Origin of the sequence: Paenibacillus amylolyticus (assembly GCF_003719335.1) — a bacterium.
GTDB classification, from domain to species: Bacteria; Bacillota; Bacilli; order Paenibacillales; family Paenibacillaceae; genus Paenibacillus; species Paenibacillus amylolyticus_D.
The window spans coordinates 262599-278398 of sequence record NZ_RIAS01000001.1 but is presented as its reverse complement, the minus strand read 5'-3'; the positions used below and the strand labels follow the sequence as shown (position 1 = coordinate 278398).

Annotated in this window: 17 protein-coding genes; 13 read left to right on the top strand and 4 right to left on the bottom strand. The window is 46.2% G+C overall.

Annotated features, from left to right (window positions below):
- Nucleotides 1-35 precede the first annotated feature (35 nt).
- The 4 genes from EC604_RS01145 (at nt 36) to EC604_RS01130 (ending at nt 2974) form a co-directional block, all read left to right on the top strand.
- Nucleotides 36-893: a hypothetical protein gene (locus tag EC604_RS01145; protein ID WP_123062377.1), complete on the top strand. Its 858-nt coding sequence runs from the start codon at nt 36-38 to the stop codon at nt 891-893.
- A gap of 109 nt (nt 894-1002) precedes the next feature.
- On the top strand, nt 1003-2118 hold the full coding sequence (locus tag EC604_RS01140) for an aminopeptidase (protein WP_123062376.1): 1116 nt from the start codon (nt 1003-1005) through the stop codon (nt 2116-2118).
- A gap of 96 nt (nt 2119-2214) precedes the next feature.
- On the top strand, nt 2215-2460 hold the full coding sequence (locus EC604_RS01135; RefSeq protein WP_090923662.1) for an HPr family phosphocarrier protein: 246 nt from the start codon (nt 2215-2217) through the stop codon (nt 2458-2460).
- 220 nt (nt 2461-2680) lie between these two features.
- Nucleotides 2681-2974 carry a YlaN family protein gene (locus EC604_RS01130; RefSeq protein WP_090923661.1) on the top strand — a complete coding sequence of 98 codons (294 nt, stop codon included), beginning with the start codon at nt 2681-2683 and terminating at the stop codon, nt 2972-2974.
- A 176-nt stretch (nt 2975-3150) separates the two neighbouring features.
- On the opposite strand, the gene cax is transcribed toward EC604_RS01130, so the two are convergent.
- Nucleotides 3151-4221: a calcium/proton exchanger gene (cax, locus tag EC604_RS01125; RefSeq protein WP_090923660.1), complete on the bottom strand. Its 1071-nt coding sequence runs from the start codon at nt 4219-4221 to the stop codon at nt 3151-3153.
- 183 nt (nt 4222-4404) lie between these two features.
- On the opposite strand from cax, the gene EC604_RS01120 reads away from it, so the two are divergent.
- Nucleotides 4405-4767, top strand: coding sequence for an Asp23/Gls24 family envelope stress response protein (locus EC604_RS01120; RefSeq protein WP_090923659.1), 363 nt, complete (start codon nt 4405-4407; stop codon nt 4765-4767).
- Nucleotides 4768-4878: 111 nt separating this feature from the next.
- Here EC604_RS01120 and ftsW read toward each other — a convergent pair whose 3' ends face one another.
- The gene (gene ftsW, locus EC604_RS01115; RefSeq protein ID WP_123062375.1) at nt 4879-6165 is read right to left on the bottom strand and encodes a putative lipid II flippase FtsW; all 1287 of its coding nucleotides are present in this window, start codon (nt 6163-6165) and stop codon (nt 4879-4881) included.
- Nucleotides 6166-6177: 12 nt separating this feature from the next.
- Nucleotides 6178-6525, bottom strand: coding sequence for a YugN family protein (locus EC604_RS01110; protein ID WP_090923657.1), 348 nt, complete (start codon nt 6523-6525; stop codon nt 6178-6180).
- A gap of 210 nt (nt 6526-6735) precedes the next feature.
- Here EC604_RS01110 and EC604_RS01105 point away from each other — a divergent pair, with 210 nt between their 5' ends.
- The 8 genes from EC604_RS01105 (at nt 6736) to EC604_RS01070 (ending at nt 15163) form a co-directional block, all read left to right on the top strand.
- Nucleotides 6736-7908: a M20 metallopeptidase family protein gene (locus tag EC604_RS01105; protein WP_123062374.1), complete on the top strand. Its 1173-nt coding sequence runs from the start codon at nt 6736-6738 to the stop codon at nt 7906-7908.
- Nucleotides 7909-8050: 142 nt separating this feature from the next.
- On the top strand, nt 8051-9778 hold the full coding sequence (locus EC604_RS01100; protein ID WP_430538726.1) for a DNA repair helicase XPB: 1728 nt from the start codon (nt 8051-8053) through the stop codon (nt 9776-9778).
- Nucleotides 9779-9807: 29 nt separating this feature from the next.
- Complete coding sequence (locus EC604_RS01095) at nt 9808-11697, top strand: helicase-associated domain-containing protein (RefSeq protein WP_161556826.1); 1890 nt, start codon at nt 9808-9810, stop codon at nt 11695-11697.
- Nucleotides 11698-11793: 96 nt separating this feature from the next.
- Entirely contained in the window at nt 11794-12231 is a 438-nt protein-coding gene (locus EC604_RS01090) for a YlbF family regulator (RefSeq protein WP_123062372.1), read from the top strand.
- Between the two features lie 93 nt (nt 12232-12324).
- Nucleotides 12325-12588 carry a YlbG family protein gene (locus tag EC604_RS01085; protein ID WP_123062834.1) on the top strand — a complete coding sequence of 88 codons (264 nt, stop codon included), beginning with the start codon at nt 12325-12327 and terminating at the stop codon, nt 12586-12588.
- 163 nt (nt 12589-12751) lie between these two features.
- Entirely contained in the window at nt 12752-13189 is a 438-nt protein-coding gene (locus tag EC604_RS01080) for a hypothetical protein (protein ID WP_090923653.1), read from the top strand.
- Nucleotides 13190-13343: 154 nt separating this feature from the next.
- Entirely contained in the window at nt 13344-14255 is a 912-nt protein-coding gene (locus EC604_RS01075) for a selenium metabolism-associated LysR family transcriptional regulator (RefSeq protein WP_123062371.1), read from the top strand.
- Between the two features lie 44 nt (nt 14256-14299).
- Nucleotides 14300-15163: a PHP domain-containing protein gene (locus EC604_RS01070; protein WP_123062370.1), complete on the top strand. Its 864-nt coding sequence runs from the start codon at nt 14300-14302 to the stop codon at nt 15161-15163.
- A 16-nt stretch (nt 15164-15179) separates the two neighbouring features.
- Here the strand turns inward: EC604_RS01070 and EC604_RS01065 are convergent, their stop codons facing one another.
- Complete coding sequence (locus EC604_RS01065) at nt 15180-15629, bottom strand: GNAT family N-acetyltransferase (protein WP_123062369.1); 450 nt, start codon at nt 15627-15629, stop codon at nt 15180-15182.
- Nucleotides 15630-15800: the final 171 nt, after the last annotated feature.

Here is a 15800-nt window from a genome sequence, read left to right as displayed (position 1 = left end):
ATCTAAGGGAAATATGACTGAAAGGTGGAATAGATATGCTGAACCGCCAGTCTACGTATGCTTTATCGCTAATCCTTTGCTTTGTGATGGCCATTGTTCCGGGGTGCGGGATGCTCCAGCATGATCGGACGCCGGAAGAAATATTTTCTCTGGCATTATCCGGCATAGCCGGGAAAGAGACGTTGACGTTTGAGGGACAGGCTGGATTAAGACGGGAAAACAGTGGAATGTTTGAAAATCAATTCAAATTTGAAGGTAAGCTGGAAGACCATGACCGGCTGACGTTGCAGACCCGATTACCAGGTGCCGTGACTGCAGCGGACTCAGGAGTAAGTTTGAATGCGGTGAAAAGTAATGGCCAACCGAGCGGGTTCAGTGCCTCTTTTCAACGTAAAAAAGGACAATGGAATGCTTTAACGGCGCAGCATGAACCATTACGTGGGTCCTTATCCCGTTTTAACCCCATTGCGCAATTAGAGAAGATTGACGGTATGAAAAAAACAATTCAATCCGAATATGGCTCAGGCCGCCAAACACGTATTTTGCGGATAGAGCTTGCGCCAGAGGACGCCAAAACTTGGGCTACAGAACAACTGACAGATGAGATGGCTTCCATTCGCGCAGAGTACATGCACAAGGCGAGCCAAGTGAAAGGTGCAAGTAAGCAGAAACTTGAGCAGGAATTGCAAAAGGTATGGCAACAGGGCGAGGATACGATGCAGAAGTTGATTCAAAAGGCCGAGGTACATACCGTCTATCATCTGACGGTCGATCGCAAAACCAGCTTACCGATGCGACTTTCCTCCGAAAGTCAAGTGAAATATACCGATAACAGTAGCCGAAGTAATATAGAAGCACTGGTAACCGATGTGAACTTTAAATCATATCAATAAATAAAACCTGTGACTGCCTGCTGACGGGATGTCTGGTGCGTGCTACAATAGTAACGTAATTTACCGTTGTTCAATTCATTGAATGGCAGATGACAGGAGGATTTATCGAATGAAGGACCCAAGAATTCAGAAGCTTGCAGCGAACCTGGTAGGTTATTCTGTTGATGTACAGCCCGGCGAAAATGTATTGGTTGAGATGATTGGATCAGAGCGTGATTTGATCAATGCCATTATTGAAGAAGTGGGCAAAAAAGGCGGTAACGTATTTGTACAGTTGACGGATCGAACTGTTCAGCGTGCAATGCTTCGAAATGCTACGGAAGAGATGATGAAAACGTGGGCAGAGATTGATCTGAACCGTATGAAACAAATGGATTGTTATATCGGCATTCGTGCGGGAGAGAACGTGAATGATCTGTCCGATGTGCCAGAAGAAAAAATGAAACTGTACAACTCTCTGTATTCCCATCCGGTACATAGTGAACAGCGTGTCAAACATACCAAATGGGTGGTGCTTCGTTATCCTAACGCAAGCATGGCACAACTCGCGAACACGAGCACGGAAGCATTTGAAGATTTCTATTTTGACGTATGCAACCTGGATTATGCGAAAATGGACAAAGCGCAAGACTCACTCGCGAGTCTCATGAAACGTACAGATAAAGTACGGATTACGGGACCAGGCACGGATCTGAGCTTCTCCATTAAAGATATCGGTGCAGAGAAGTGTTCCGGGCAAAAAAATATTCCGGATGGTGAAGTGTACAGTGCACCCGTACGCAACTCTGTTAATGGAACGATTAGTTATAATACACCGACGCTGTATAACGGAATTACATTTGAGAATATCAAGTTTACATTCAAAGACGGTAAAATCGTGGAAGCATCCAGCAATGATACGAAACGTCTGAATGAAATTCTAGACTCAGATGAAGGCGCGCGTCATATCGGTGAGTTTGCGATTGGTTTCAACCCGCACATTCTGCACCCGATGAAAGATATTTTGTTTGATGAAAAAATTGCAGGCAGCCTGCACTTTACGCCAGGTCAGGCATATGAAGAAACAGATAACGGAAACCGCTCATCCATTCACTGGGATCTCGTATTGATTCAGCGTCCAGACTACGGCGGCGGGGAAATCTATTTCGATGATGTGCTGATTCGTAAAGACGGCATCTTTGTCATTCCTGAGTTGGAGTGCCTGAATCCTGACCAGTTAAAATAGGAACTGCATTTTGCAGTTGCTAGGAAAGCGGATTCACGGTATCATGTAGTGGTAATTAATAGATGATACCAAAAGTGAAAAGACGGAGGGATTCCTATGTCGAGTAATAACGCGGCTGTAGTGGAAATTGCTCAAACAGCAGGCAAGTTTACTTCTTCAATCGTGCTTCATTCGGAAAACAAGTATATCGACGTAAAAAGTATTCTTGGGTTGTTTACAACGCTGATTAGCACGCACAGTTATGAACTGCATGTTCATGGCCCGGATGCAGACGAAGCGAAGGCAGCGATGTCAGAAGTATTTGCAAAGCATGGCCTGAATGTAAACATCGCATCTGAATAACATCATTTAAGAACACCTCTGCCTTCGGGCAGGGGTGTTTTTAGTCATAGCGGAACACGATGTCCCTTAGAGTGAATTAGAGAAAGGGAGAAAAGGCTGTAACAGAGCTCACAACTCATGCGGTTATTTTGGTCAGGTTCTTGTATTAGCTCTTCATTTCGTCTAATATTAGAGGTAGAACGTCTTTACGCGATTTTGGGACATAGGGGGGAAATGATGCATGACTTCATCTGATCTGCAGGACCAGCTGAACCTGAAAGCAATCAATCTTCTTCAAGAAGATGCAGATAAAATACAGAAGCTTATTGAAGTACAGATGGAGAATCTGGCTACCCGCTACTGCCCTCTCTATGAGGAAGTATTGGATACACAGATGTATGGGTTCTCCAAGGAAGTTGATTTTGCTGTTCGTGCAGGACTCCTTCCAGAAGGTACAGGTAAGCAGATGGTTAGCGCGCTTGAGCGGAACTTGGCGATTTTATATGAAGCTTTGAACAAAAAGAATGAGCAATAGCCTGCTATCGCGCGGGTCAGAATAGAAGGCATGCACATTCCGTTGCATGCTTTTTTTGTATGTGTCGATGTATCGTCTATTGTTGCAGTAGGAGTAAAGAGACAGCCGCGGGAAAGAAATCCCTCGGCTGTCTCTTGATGTATGCAGGAGTGGTATGACGGTCAATCTACAGTTCTTTATACCAAGAAGAATGAGACGCCTAGAATGACATAAACAACAAGCAGAAGCAAACCTTCATACCAGTTGGTGGAGCCATCCTGTGTGATCGATTTGGCGATAAAAACAGACACACCGATGGCGACCAGTTCAATGGTGGTAAATACGATATCCATCGTACGACCCGTAAAGTAACTTACAAAGATCAGCACTGGAGCTACAAATAGTGCGATCTGCAAACTGCTGCCTACTGCAATTTCAACAGCGGCACCGATTTTGTTTTTCATCGCAAGCATGATGGCTGCACTGTGTTCGGCTGCATTACCGATAATGGCCACAAGGAACGCACCAACAAACAGCTCACTTAGTCCAAACTCTGAAGTGAATACTTCAAGTGTGCCGACCAGCCATTCACTGACAAAAGCGACCATGACCGTAGCGATCACGAGATAGAGGATCGACTTTTTCTTCGACCACGCCGGAGCATGCTCATGAGGCAGTTCTTCGTCCTGGTCATCTGTTACATCGGCAAGATAGCTTTTATGTGTGACCATTGAGAAGATGAGCCACGCGATATAAGCTAGAATGAGCAAGCCGGCCACAATGAGACTGAGTGTATTCGTATCCCGCTGTGTGATAGAGTGGGTGTTCAGGAATACGGCCGGGACGAACAGAGCAATAATGGCAACGATCATCAGGGAGCCGTTCAGCCCTGCAAGCGAAACGTTGTAATTTTGCGTTTTATACTTTAGCCCGCCGGCAAAAATGCTGAGTCCCAGCACGAGTAGCAGGTTGCCGATGATGGATCCGGTCAGACTGGCCTTGACCATGTCGAACAAGCCCTCTTTAACGAGAAAAATCGCGATAATTAGTTCGGCTGCATTGCCAAAGGTGGCATTTAGGAATCCTCCTAGTCGTTGACCTGCATAGTGAGCTACACTTTCGGTCGCTTTACCTAAAAATCCGGCCACAAAAATAACCGAAATGGCAGATATGACGAACTGTAGAATCGAATCCCATTTCAAGAAGTGGGCGATGGCACTGAGTGCAAAAAATGCAATCAGCAAAAAAGATGAAATCCGGTTTCTCACAAAAAACACCTCGGTTATTTACTTATTTTGTTTTGAAATTCACGTTATGTACCTATGCGATTAATTTCATATTTCAATATAACCAAAGAGGGGCAGGTTGTAAACGCATCTTTTACAGTTAAATTTGCTTTTTAGGGTGGAAAGGATTTAAAATACGAGTAACGAAGTGAAGGAGGATGTGGCATGGCAGAACAACTTCAAATGGAGAGCGGAAACATCCGGATTGCCGATGACGTGGTTGCGAAAATTGCCGGAATGGCTGCAATGGAAACACCTGGAATCGCCGCAATGTCTGGAGGTTTGTCAGAGGGCTGGGCGAAACGTCTCAGTGGTAAAAACGTACAGAAGGGCGTAGGCGTAGAGGTCGGCCAGCTGGAAGCAGCCATTGATCTGCGCATCATCGTCCTGTACGAAACCCCGATTCATGAAGTTTCCCGTATGCTTCAGCAGAATGTAAGAGAAGCAGTAGAAACGATGACCGGATTACGTGTAGTCGAAGTGAATGTAAAGGTTGAGGGAGTCTCTTTCAAAGGCGACGATCTGTAAATCTTTAGACTACGCGATGGGAATGAACAAATCTATTTTGTTCCTTATCTTTATACAAAGAAACGAAAAAAAGACTTTGCATCGTACAGATGCAAAGTCTTTTTTCATTCCTTAACGAACTCGGCGAATCGAATCCCGTGAACGAAGTGCAGGGGAGGTACGTGTCTGCACCGTTACCGATTTCGTTTTTTCTTCCTTGATTGCTTCAAGGTTGTTGGTCCGTGAAATACTCAGTACAATACCCATCGCCACCATCATGACAAAGAGCGAAGTCCCCCCATAACTGATAAACGGAAGTGTAACTCCTGTTACCGGTATCGTCTGAGTCACCCCACCAATGTTGATGAAGGCCTGGATTGCGATAAGTCCCATGATGCCTATACCCACCAGCGTTCCAAAAGGATCAGGGCAACGGAGCGAGACGATAATGCCTCTCCAGATAAAGTACAGATAAACGAGCAGGAACAATGCACTCCCGATGAAACCGAGCTCTTCTCCGATGACGGAAAAAATAAAGTCATTATAGGCATTAGGCAAATAATGCAACTTCATGGTGCCTTGTCCAATTCCCGAACCTGTAATGCCACCGTCACCGATGGCAACCAGAGAACGGTAGAGGTTGAGACTTCCGCCATTAATATCAGACTCTGGATCGAGGAAGGCTTGAATACGTCCAATTTTGTAGTTCTGCTCCGCTGTCACCGTTGTTGTGCTGTCCAGCGCAGGAGTGTCCGGAGACATGGAGGAAAAGAGGGCGCTAGCTCCAAAGGCAAGTGCGCCACCAAGCGCAACCAATAAAATAGAACCCAGGATGTGCTTCATGTTAGCTCCACCAGCATAAATGACAAGACCGCAGGTAGATACCAGAATGAAACAGGTACCGAAGTCTGGCTGCAACATGATCAATCCTGCAATAAATCCGACGATGAACAGGACAGGGAAATATCCGGTCTTGAAATCACGGAAACGTTCGCCTTTTTTGGTAATGAGTGCAGACAAATATAAAATAATTGCAATCTTGGCAAACTCTGCGGGCTGAAGACTGAATCCAAATATACGAATCCAGCTTCTTGCACCATTCAGAACGGCACCCGTTACCAATACAATCAAGAGCAGTGCTGTGGTAAACAGGAAAAAGGGTGCATAGAGCTTTTTGTACTTGTTAAAGCGGATATTCATGGCAAAAAACATGCCAACCAGACCGATCATCGCCCACATAAGTTGTTTTTTCGTGAAGTAAAGGGCATCGTTTTTAAAACTTTCGCTTGCGATTGCGATGCTGGAACTGGAGCTAAATACCATCACCAGTCCAAAGCCCACCAACAATAAAGTGAGGATTAGCAGTTGAAAATCCGGCGTGCCTCTCTTCGTTCTCGTCTGGGCCGTTTGTTGTTTCATAATCTGGCCCGCCTAAGCTTCGAGCAGTTCTTTGAGCTGCTGCAGTTTTTGGGTGGCCAGCTTCACGACTGGCTGCGGAACGGAAGAGTCGTAATCAAGTCCATGCGGAAAAGTAGCTTTGCCCAGATAAACGGCTTCAACGGCCAGAACCGTATCGGGTTTCTCCAGTTTGCCTTCTACCGCGCGCGTATTAATGCGTACAAAGTATTCTGAGTTGGTTTGTTCATCTTCGATTTTGTAGTCATATGTAGCACGGTAATATTCCCATTGCCACCGGACAAATCCGACTTTCTCGGCGCTCTCATCCAGGTATGCCAAGTCGCTCTTCAAGCCATCCAAGCCTGTATTCTCAAAAATCATAAGCGTTTGATCCTCCTCATAAGCTTCCGAGTATAATTCTCGTGTGTTTCTCTAGTTCATGATAGTATGTTTCCCCTTCCCGTGCAAGCTTTCTAAAGGCCTTTCGTATCGGTTTTCATGTAATTCTGTTACAATATACAGCAATAGGTTTGAAGAGGAAGGTTGGGGGCTGTGAACAAGCCCTGCTGATGATCGAAAGGATGGGATTACATGACAAATAATATATGGTGGGAAGATCTGCAGATCCACATGGTGGAATGGCGGCGTCACCTTCATCGCAATCCTGAAGTTTCCTTTCATGAAGAGAAAACATCTTCTTTTGTAGCAGATATGCTGGAGAGCTTTGGTATTGAGGTGAAACGTCATATCGGCGGCCATGGGGTGATTGGAATACTTCGCGGTGAACGGCCAGGGCCTGTCGTCATGCTTCGTGCTGACATGGATGCGCTGCCGATTCAGGACGAGAAAGATGTGGAGTATGCCTCACAGCAACCTGGGGCGATGCATGCTTGCGGTCACGACGGTCATATTTCGATGTTGCTGGGAACCGCGCTTTATTTCAGCCGTCATAAGCAGGAAGTGCGGGGCGAAATCCGTTTTCTGTTCCAGCCTGCGGAAGAGTTGTTGCCAGGTGGTGCTGTTCAGGTCATTGCAGACGGAGCGCTGGAAGGTGTAGACGTTATCTACGGCATTCATCTATGGACGCCGATTCCCGTTGGCGTCGTTGCAAGCACAGCAGGACCGATGATGGCTGCGGCAGATGACTTTTACATCGATATTAAGGGAAAAGGTGGTCACGGCGGCATGCCACAAGCTACCGTTGATAGTGTCGTTGCGGGCTCCGCCCTTGTGATGCAGCTTCAGACTATCGTTAGCCGGTCCGTCGACCCGTTGCGTCCGGCAGTACTAACGATTGGCACGATGCAGGCCGGTTCTGCGCAAAATGTGATTGCAGAGCAGTGCAAGCTCAGCGGCACGGTACGAACGTTTGATGAAGAGACGCGGACAGGAATGAAAGAACGTGTTCTTACCATGGTGGCTCAGACAGGAGCTGCATATGGTGCGGAAACCCAGGTGAAATACATCATGGGATATCCGCCCGTGATCAATGATGCGCAGGAGACGGAACGTTTCTTCAATGAAGCAACAGCGATATTTGGCCCGGATCGGGTGCAAAACTCTCCGATGCTGATGCCCGCAGAGGACTTTGCGTATTATTTGCAAATGGTCCCGGGGTGTTTCATGTTTGTCGGTGCAGGTAATCCAGAGAAAAATGCGGTGTATCCACATCACCATCCGATGTTTGATTTTGACGAGGACGCCATGCAGACGGGGGTAAAACTGTTTGTGGCAATGGCGAAGGGTTACGCAGCTGAATGCTGAGAACTGTAGTTGGGCATCCTGAACATACCAAGGTATGGACAGGATGCTTTTTTTGTTGTGAATAAAATGAAGTTTGCGATCGGAGTGTACGAGTCAGATCTTTGTTCGAACGATCTAGATCAGGAATGGGGATGTGGGAAAGATGGAGATGTTCAATCCGCAGGGAGCGTGCATTGTACAGCGTGATTTCACAGTGTTGCTCGAAGTGGGGCATCCCGGGTTTGAAACAGCCAGAGCGGAGCTCGGTATGTACGCCGAACTCGTAAAGACACCTGCAACGTTTCATACCTATCGGATCACCCCTTTATCGCTGTGGAATGCAGCGGCACTAGGCTGGAATCCAGAATGGGTGATTAAGAGTCTTGAGAAGGTGTCACGCTGGAATGTGCCCGCGGCTCTCACTCAGGATGTGTTCAGAATAATGGAGCAATACGGCAAATTAAAGCTGCATGCCGAGCCGGACCATGCCAAAATGCGCCTAATTAGCGAAGACGAACAATTGCTGGATGATTTGAGTGGCATCAAATCGATATCTGCTTTCCGTATGGAGCGAATGAGCAAACATGAGCTTGTGTTATCGGGGGAAAAGCGCGGTTTATTGAAGAGAGAACTGACACGTCTTGGTTACCCTGTATTGGATTACGCCGGTTATCGGAAAGGGAGCGAACTTTCATTTGGCTGGAGGTCTAATATTAATGATTCAACGACGAGTATGTCTAGCAGATGCGGAGAGGGAGGACGACCTACATTTGCGCTACGTCCTTATCAGCAGAAGGCAGTGGATGCTTTTCAAGAGGGCGAAGGCATCGGGGGGAGCGGACTTCTGGTACTACCCTGCGGAGCGGGCAAAACGATTATTGGCATGGCTGTGCTGGAACGGTTGCAATGTGAATGTCTTATTTTAACGTCCAATACAACGTCTGTCCGGCAGTGGATACAGGAGATTCAGGATAAAACAACGATAACTGCGGAACAGATCGGAGAGTATTCGGGGCAGAAAAAACAGGTGAAACCGGTGACGGTAGCAACGTATCAAATTTTGACTCATCGCAAATCGAAAGATGCGGATTTCACCCACATTCATCTTTTACATGAGAGAAAGTGGGGGCTGATCATCTATGATGAAGTGCATTTGTTGCCAGCTCCGGTTTTTCGGGCTACTGCGGACATTCAGGCCACTCGTCGTCTGGGTTTGACCGCCACGCTTGTTCGTGAAGATGGATGTGAACAGGATGTGTTCTCGCTGATCGGCCCCAAATTATATGATATGCCATGGAAAGAGCTGGAGCAGCAAGGCTGGATTGCTGAAGTGGAGTGTAAGGAAGTGAGGGTACCCTTGTCGCCTGAATTAAGATCAACTTATGTGCAGGCCGAGGGTAAACATCAATTTCGGCTGGCAGCTGAAAATCCGGCGAAATTAAAGGTTGTAAAACGTTTACTGGAACGACATCAAAATTTACCGACACTTGTCATTGGGCAATATCTTGACCAGCTTGAGATGATTGCCCGGGAAATTGATGCACCACTAATCTCTGGATCGATGTCACAACAGGAGCGCATTCACTGGTTTTCTGCTTTTAGAAAGGGCGAAATTCGTACGATTGTTGTGTCCAAGGTTGCCAATTTTGCGATTGACTTGCCGGATGCTGCGGTAGCCCTCGAAATCTCTGGCAGCTTTGGTTCAAGGCAGGAAGAGGCCCAGCGGCTTGGAAGGATTTTACGTCCCAAAGCAGGTGAGAACAAAGCTTATTTCTATGCACTGGTTTCCGAAAATAGCAAGGAACAGGATTTTGCGTTAAATCGCCAGATGTTTTTGGTAGAGCAGGGGTACGAATATGACATTGTACATGAGCAGGAACAGATTCATTAACATGTTGCAGAAGGGGAAGGAAAATGCGGATGTCTGATCTGGAGTTTGAAGTGGAGAAATCGATGCAATCGAAAAAGTTGTTTGATCTGGCAAGTTGGTCTGAACTTACGTCAGCAGAGCAACGGGTGCTTGGTGCTCTTTTTCACAAATATGCGGGTCAAACGTTCTCTTCTCTTCTGCCTTCGGACGTGTGGGCTAAGGAAGGATTAAGTGGAGCTGAAGCGAAGCTAGCTTTTGCCATGTTGCGGCGTAAACAATGGATTAAATCCGTATATAAAAGCTGGGGAGAATGCTCTTTTCATATCCCTGAATGTCATCTGGCCATGTTGACCTTAGCGTATACAGGCCGTGTAGACTGCACCGTTGAACCGATGGCCGGTTCTGTTCGAGGTGTTATAAAGGAAGGTAAACCGCATATCGCAGGGGAATTACTTCATCTTCTTGCTTGGATTGATAAAGAAGGCCTGCCTGTCACTGGCAAAGGTACGATACATAAGAGAACGGTACAAAAGTTAAGCACATTAACGATCATGTCACAAGAGGATTTTGAACCATTGGAGATGATCTACGAACATAAGGGGCGATATCCGGTGCATGTGGTTATTCTGCTGGATATGCTGCTTTGCTTAAATTTGGTGCAACAAACCGATCGAGGTTTCGAAATCAGGCAAAATAAATTGCAACAGTGGATCAAGTTGTCCTGGTTCGAGATGCATGGTGAAGTGTTTAGAGTATGCATGGAGCGATACGGGGTGTCTGGATCAGAGATGCAGCATTTTCGATATCAGCTCGCGGTACTTGCTCCTGGAGTGAATCAATGGTGCCGTGTACTATGTGGAAGTAATGCAGCGTTTCAAGGCTGGTTACATGCTTTAGCTGGCTGGGGGTTTGGTGAGATCGGTAAGAATGAGAATGAAGAGGTGGTATTTCGCTGGTTGATCCATCCAATCGAATTCTTGAATAGGGGAGCGGATTGTGGTGTTCATCTTATAGATAGTTTACACAAGCAGGAGGAGATACAATCAGGCAAGTTTTATGTACAGCCAGATTTTGAAGTTATGGTGCCGCCCGATGTGCCAGCTGAAGTCTGCTGGAGACTTGAGCAATACTGTGAACGGATCACACGCGACCACATGTCAATCTATCGTTTAACCAAAGAACGAATGGAAATCGCTGCTGCGAGTGGATTGAAGTGGGTGGACATCGCTGATTTTTTACAGAGACATGGACAGGGTGAACTCCCCGACCACGTATTTGCTACCTTGAAGGACTGGGCAACAGTCGGCGAGCTTGTTCAAGATAAGCAGTCACTCTTTACTTTACTCTTGGATAGCGAAGGTTCCCATCCAGAGGAGCAAGAACAGGTCGTAGAAGTAGAGACTATAGGAGTCCTCGGAACCTCTGAGCGCATACAGATGCAAGATATTCTGGTAGGTGGTGAGAATCCTGGTCACCCTGAACAGCGGGAAAGTGAAAGTAACAGAGGATCGAAGCATCATTTCCCCTTCTTTTACAACGGTGAGACTCAAGGATTACTGCAAATACCGTTTATGTCTGGCATAACGGCGAACCACGATGACGCAGAGAATGACTTGGGCCATGAAATGAACGAAAAATTGGCATGGAACGAGAGGAAGGCTAATGTACCTGAGACTTGGCACAGGGAATGGAGAAAGTATCACCATTCGACAGCGCGCCAAATTGCAATCCAAGCCATTGACTGGCAAGTAAAATTAGGAATTCAAAAGGGTGAGGATACGTTTGTTCTGATTCCACATCAGGTGGAAGGACATGAGCGGTGGATGCTGGAAGGATGGCGTATTCTGGATTCGAGCGAAGCTGAATCACGTACGGAATGGCGAACATTTTCCCCGGAAGGCTGGGATTCAATACGTCTTATTCTACCGGATGATGTCTAGTGTAGAGGAAAAACTCTTCTTAACCTTTCTTGGATATGCTATGATGAAGTAGTCTACGTTAAGTAGAACTTTATATATAGATAGGATGAATAATTCATGAGCGTAGCGGAAATAAACACGGTCGATATGGCCCAAGTGTTAACGGGCGCATATGAACTGGGCGACATGATTAACCAATCTGCCGAAGTATCGGATTATTTATATTGGAAGCAGCAAGTCGAAACAAGTTCTGAGATTCAAGAGGGTATCCGGAGATTAAATGCCAAGAAAGAGCTTTTCGAAGAAACACAGCGCTTTGGTCACTTTCATCCAGACTACCACGCAGCGAAGGATCAGGTGAAAGCGCTGGAGAAAGAACTGGAATCCTTTGAAGCCGTGATTCGTTTCAAGCAGGCTGAGCAAGCATTGGATGAGATGTTGTTCCAAATGTCCGAGACCATTGCTTTTGCTGTATCGACCACCATTAAGGTGCCAAGTAACGACCCGAATCCTAAAGGCGGCTGTGGCAGCGGCGGCAAATGTGGGTGCAGTTAAACCCGAAGACATTTACATCATAGTATTTTAGACGTTGAACAGACCGGGCCTTTCGAGGGCCGGTCTCCATTTATAGAAGGGCGGGGAACGATGGTGTTTGCGGAAAGAACAGGATTTATTATTTGGGTCAGTGATTTGAAAGCGGCCCGCAATCTCGAAAAATATGGTACCGTGCATTATATCTCCCGCCGTATGCATTATGTTGTTATGTATGTTAATGCAGAACGGGCTGACGATACGATGAAAAACGTAAAGCGGCTTTCCTATGTACGCAAAATCGAGCGCTCCTATCGAAACGAAATTAAAACCGAGTATGCTAGCAAAACAGCGGACAAAACAAGTTTTTACGGAATATAGCAGGGAACATAGGAGGGACCCGCGGGGTCGCTCTTTTCTAAAATAAGAATAAATGGCCTTTTGCGAAAAAAGTTAAACTTACGCCTTGTTGTTACGGGACTAATGTTGTAATATATTGGGTAATAAATAGATAGAAAGTCCTATCTGGTGGAGAGTGATTCCCATGCGTGATAAGGTGATGCAACGTTGGAGCACCTACGAGCCGTTTTTTGTGGCTCTCGGAGACAAGAAAGTAGCTGACATCGTCATTACCCATCATGCAAAGATGCGGTATGCAGACCGTATTGAGCCTGCACGTAGTGATGATGACCATATTGCGGCTTGGTTATGGGAGTGTCTGAAGCAGGACAGGGTAACACCATATTACCGCAATGAGCAGGATGTTTACCTGATTGACGATGATCTGGTGGTGGTTGCTGAGTTTTCCGAGCTTGAAGGAGAATATGACATTACAGGCAATCCGCTGCACAAAATGATTGTAGTGACGTTTTTGGGACGTATGTCGGAGACGATTGAACTGAGAGATCTGAAGTCATATTATTCTTGGCTGAGGCATTCCAGAAGAATGACGCTGGTCAAAAATAGCCGGAAGCATAGATGATGAAACAGATTTGAAATTGCAATCATAAAAATTTATGGATGAGATGTGAAGAATGATTTGTACTAACGCATGCAGACAAGCTGCATGCTTTTTTTTGTTGCAAGACTGGAAATCGGATACAATATAGTAAGTGTAATAGAAGAGGGGCGAAGATATGAATTTTCATCAGTTGCACATTTTTTATACGGTAGCGGAAAAGGGGAGTTTTTCCGCAGCTGCTCAGGCGTTACATATGACACAACCGGCCGTGACGATGCAGATCCAATCGCTCGAGGACTATTTTGGAACTAAACTGCTGCTTCGTTCTACCAAAAAAATAGAATTGTCGGAGGCAGGAAGGACGTTACTGCCTCACGCCAAGCGAAGTGTAGAACTGGTTCGTCAGACAGATGAAGCTATGTCTGCTTTTACGCAGAAATTGCAGGGAAGATTGCAACTTGGAGCAAGCCTGACCATTGGTGAATATGTGTTGCCACGTATGCTTGGGCCTTTTGCAAAGCAGTATCCCGATATCTCGATTGTGATGAAAGTGATGAATACCACCCAGATCATGGATGAAATTTTGAAGCACCAGTTGAATTTTGGATTAATTGAAGCACCGGTAAATCACCCGGATATGATCGTCGAACCTGTGATGCAGGACGAACTGAAACTCATTGTACCAGCAGGGCATGATCTGGCAGGACGCGGGAAAGTCAACCTGGAAGAGGTTATGAACTACCCCTTCGTGCTGCGTGAGGAAGGTTCAGGTACTCGCCAGGTGATGGAAGGTCAACTGCAAAAGAAAAAAATAGATCCGAGTGACATGAATGTGGTCATGGAGCTTGGGAGTACAGGTGCGGTCAAATCGGCTGTAGAGGCTGGCGTGGGTATTACGATGTTGTCTCCTTCGTCCGTGCAGCATGAGCTGGCACTGGGGCTTGTACATATTGTGGATATTCGCGGGCTTGAATTCAAACGGCAGTTTTATGCCATTCACCTTAAGTCGTCTTTGTTGCCCTTGTCGGCTGTTGCCTTTTTGGGGTATTTGCGTCAACAGGAGCACGAGCAGGGAGAACAGCCTTAAGGATCAGGCGCTGTAAAACATCAATCGGAGAGGAAGGGTAGCCAATGAATCATCATCAAGGACGCTGTGATCTTCATACGCATAGTCAGGCTTCAGATGGGATGCAACCACCGGCTGATAACGTGAAGCTTGCAAAAAAGAGAGGACTGACTGCAGTAGCCTTAACGGATCATGATACGGTAGCTGGTGTAGCCGAAGCGCAGCGAGCAGGAAAAGAGTACGATATTGATGTTATAGCTGGAGTTGAGATCAGCACGCGGGCGGGTGGTAAAGATATTCATGTGCTCGGTTATTACGTGAACACGGAGGATGAGTTATTTCTGCAACGGTTGCGGGGATTGAGAGAAGCGCGGGAGGAACGCAATCATCTGATTATTGGCAAGCTCCAGCAACTTGGCGTGGATATAACCTGGCAAGAAGTATTGGATGGACTGGGGCGGGCATTAGAGCCGGATGAAAGTATTGGTAGACCTCATATGGCTGATGTACTGGTGAAAAAGGGATACGCTACCGACATGCGAGATGCATTTGATCAATATCTTGCTGAAGGCAAGCCTGGATTCGTATCCGTCCCCCGAGTTACCCCCGAGGATGCCTGCAAGTGGATTAGAGCAGCGGGAGGTGCTGCGGTAATTGCACATCCAGGTCTTTATAATGATGATGAATTAGTACGCCGAATTATCGCAGCATCCCTTCCGGATGGCATAGAGGTATTTCATTCAGACCATGGACCGGAAGAGGAATGCAGATATGCTGAGATGGCCAGGGAATATGATCTCATTGTGACAGGTGGTTCAGATTACCATGGCGAACGACAAGGTGTTGTTTTTCATGGAGATCTGGGTAGCAAGACGGTACCTTTTGATGTGCTCGAAAAACTGCGGGCGGCTGCACACAGCAAGAGGTAACATCATTAGTAGGTGTTTATCCTTGAATTGAATAGTTAACCCAATTGCCACGTTTAGCTCCAAGCCGATCAAATAATTGTTGCGCACGCTCGTTAGTCACGGCTGTAATCCATGACATATACGCACATCCATGTTCATGCGTATATTGCTGACAGCGTGCGAATAAATGGGATTCGGTTTCTCCTTCTCTGAATGCTTCCGTGACAAAAAGGTCGTTCATAATCGTTACACGTTCTGCTTTCATCGTACTGTAGGTGAAGAACAAAGTGGCGAATCCGATCAACTTTCCGTCCTTTTCTGCTACAAATTGAGCGCCGATCTGCTGCTCCAGCAAGTTGTTAATCAAAAGTTGGATTGCTTGGTCACCGGGCCACGGATTATTGTAGAAACCTACGACATAGTCATGCATCAATGCTGTCAGTGGTTTCAGATCATCTGAGCGAGTTTCTCTAATATGAATCGGCATAATACACATCCTTTATTTATGTATTCATTGAATCAATAAGGTATTAGTATACATTTTGATGAATAAATATACAATCAGGAATTAATAAATTGAGTGACATGTAGTGCTTTTCTAAACATATATGATAACCTGAAAAATCCCCTCAGCCTTGCTGGCAGGGGATTTTCAGGT

Bases quoted from the DNA above. Each gene is read 5' to 3' on its own strand.
- EC604_RS01145 (WP_123062377.1), top strand. From the start codon at position 36: ATGCTGAACCGCCAGTCTACGTATGCTTTATCGCTAATCCTTTGCTTT.
- EC604_RS01140 (WP_123062376.1), top strand. From the start codon at position 1,003: ATGAAGGACCCAAGAATTCAGAAGCTTGCAGCGAACCTGGTAGGTTAT.
- EC604_RS01135 (WP_090923662.1), top strand. From the start codon at position 2,215: ATGTCGAGTAATAACGCGGCTGTAGTGGAAATTGCTCAAACAGCAGGC.
- EC604_RS01130 (WP_090923661.1), top strand. From the start codon at position 2,681: ATGACTTCATCTGATCTGCAGGACCAGCTGAACCTGAAAGCAATCAAT.
- EC604_RS01120 (WP_090923659.1), top strand. From the start codon at position 4,405: ATGGCAGAACAACTTCAAATGGAGAGCGGAAACATCCGGATTGCCGAT.
- ftsW (WP_123062375.1), bottom strand. From the start codon at position 6,165: ATGAAACAACAAACGGCCCAGACGAGAACGAAGAGAGGCACGCCGGAT.
- EC604_RS01110 (WP_090923657.1), bottom strand. From the start codon at position 6,525: ATGATTTTTGAGAATACAGGCTTGGATGGCTTGAAGAGCGACTTGGCA.
- EC604_RS01105 (WP_123062374.1), top strand. From the start codon at position 6,736: ATGACAAATAATATATGGTGGGAAGATCTGCAGATCCACATGGTGGAA.
- EC604_RS01100 (WP_430538726.1), top strand. From the start codon at position 8,051: ATGGAGATGTTCAATCCGCAGGGAGCGTGCATTGTACAGCGTGATTTC.
- EC604_RS01095 (WP_161556826.1), top strand. From the start codon at position 9,808: ATGTCTGATCTGGAGTTTGAAGTGGAGAAATCGATGCAATCGAAAAAG.
- EC604_RS01090 (WP_123062372.1), top strand. From the start codon at position 11,794: ATGAGCGTAGCGGAAATAAACACGGTCGATATGGCCCAAGTGTTAACG.
- EC604_RS01080 (WP_090923653.1), top strand. From the start codon at position 12,752: ATGCGTGATAAGGTGATGCAACGTTGGAGCACCTACGAGCCGTTTTTT.
- EC604_RS01075 (WP_123062371.1), top strand. From the start codon at position 13,344: ATGAATTTTCATCAGTTGCACATTTTTTATACGGTAGCGGAAAAGGGG.
- EC604_RS01070 (WP_123062370.1), top strand. From the start codon at position 14,300: ATGAATCATCATCAAGGACGCTGTGATCTTCATACGCATAGTCAGGCT.
- EC604_RS01065 (WP_123062369.1), bottom strand. From the start codon at position 15,629: ATGCCGATTCATATTAGAGAAACTCGCTCAGATGATCTGAAACCACTG.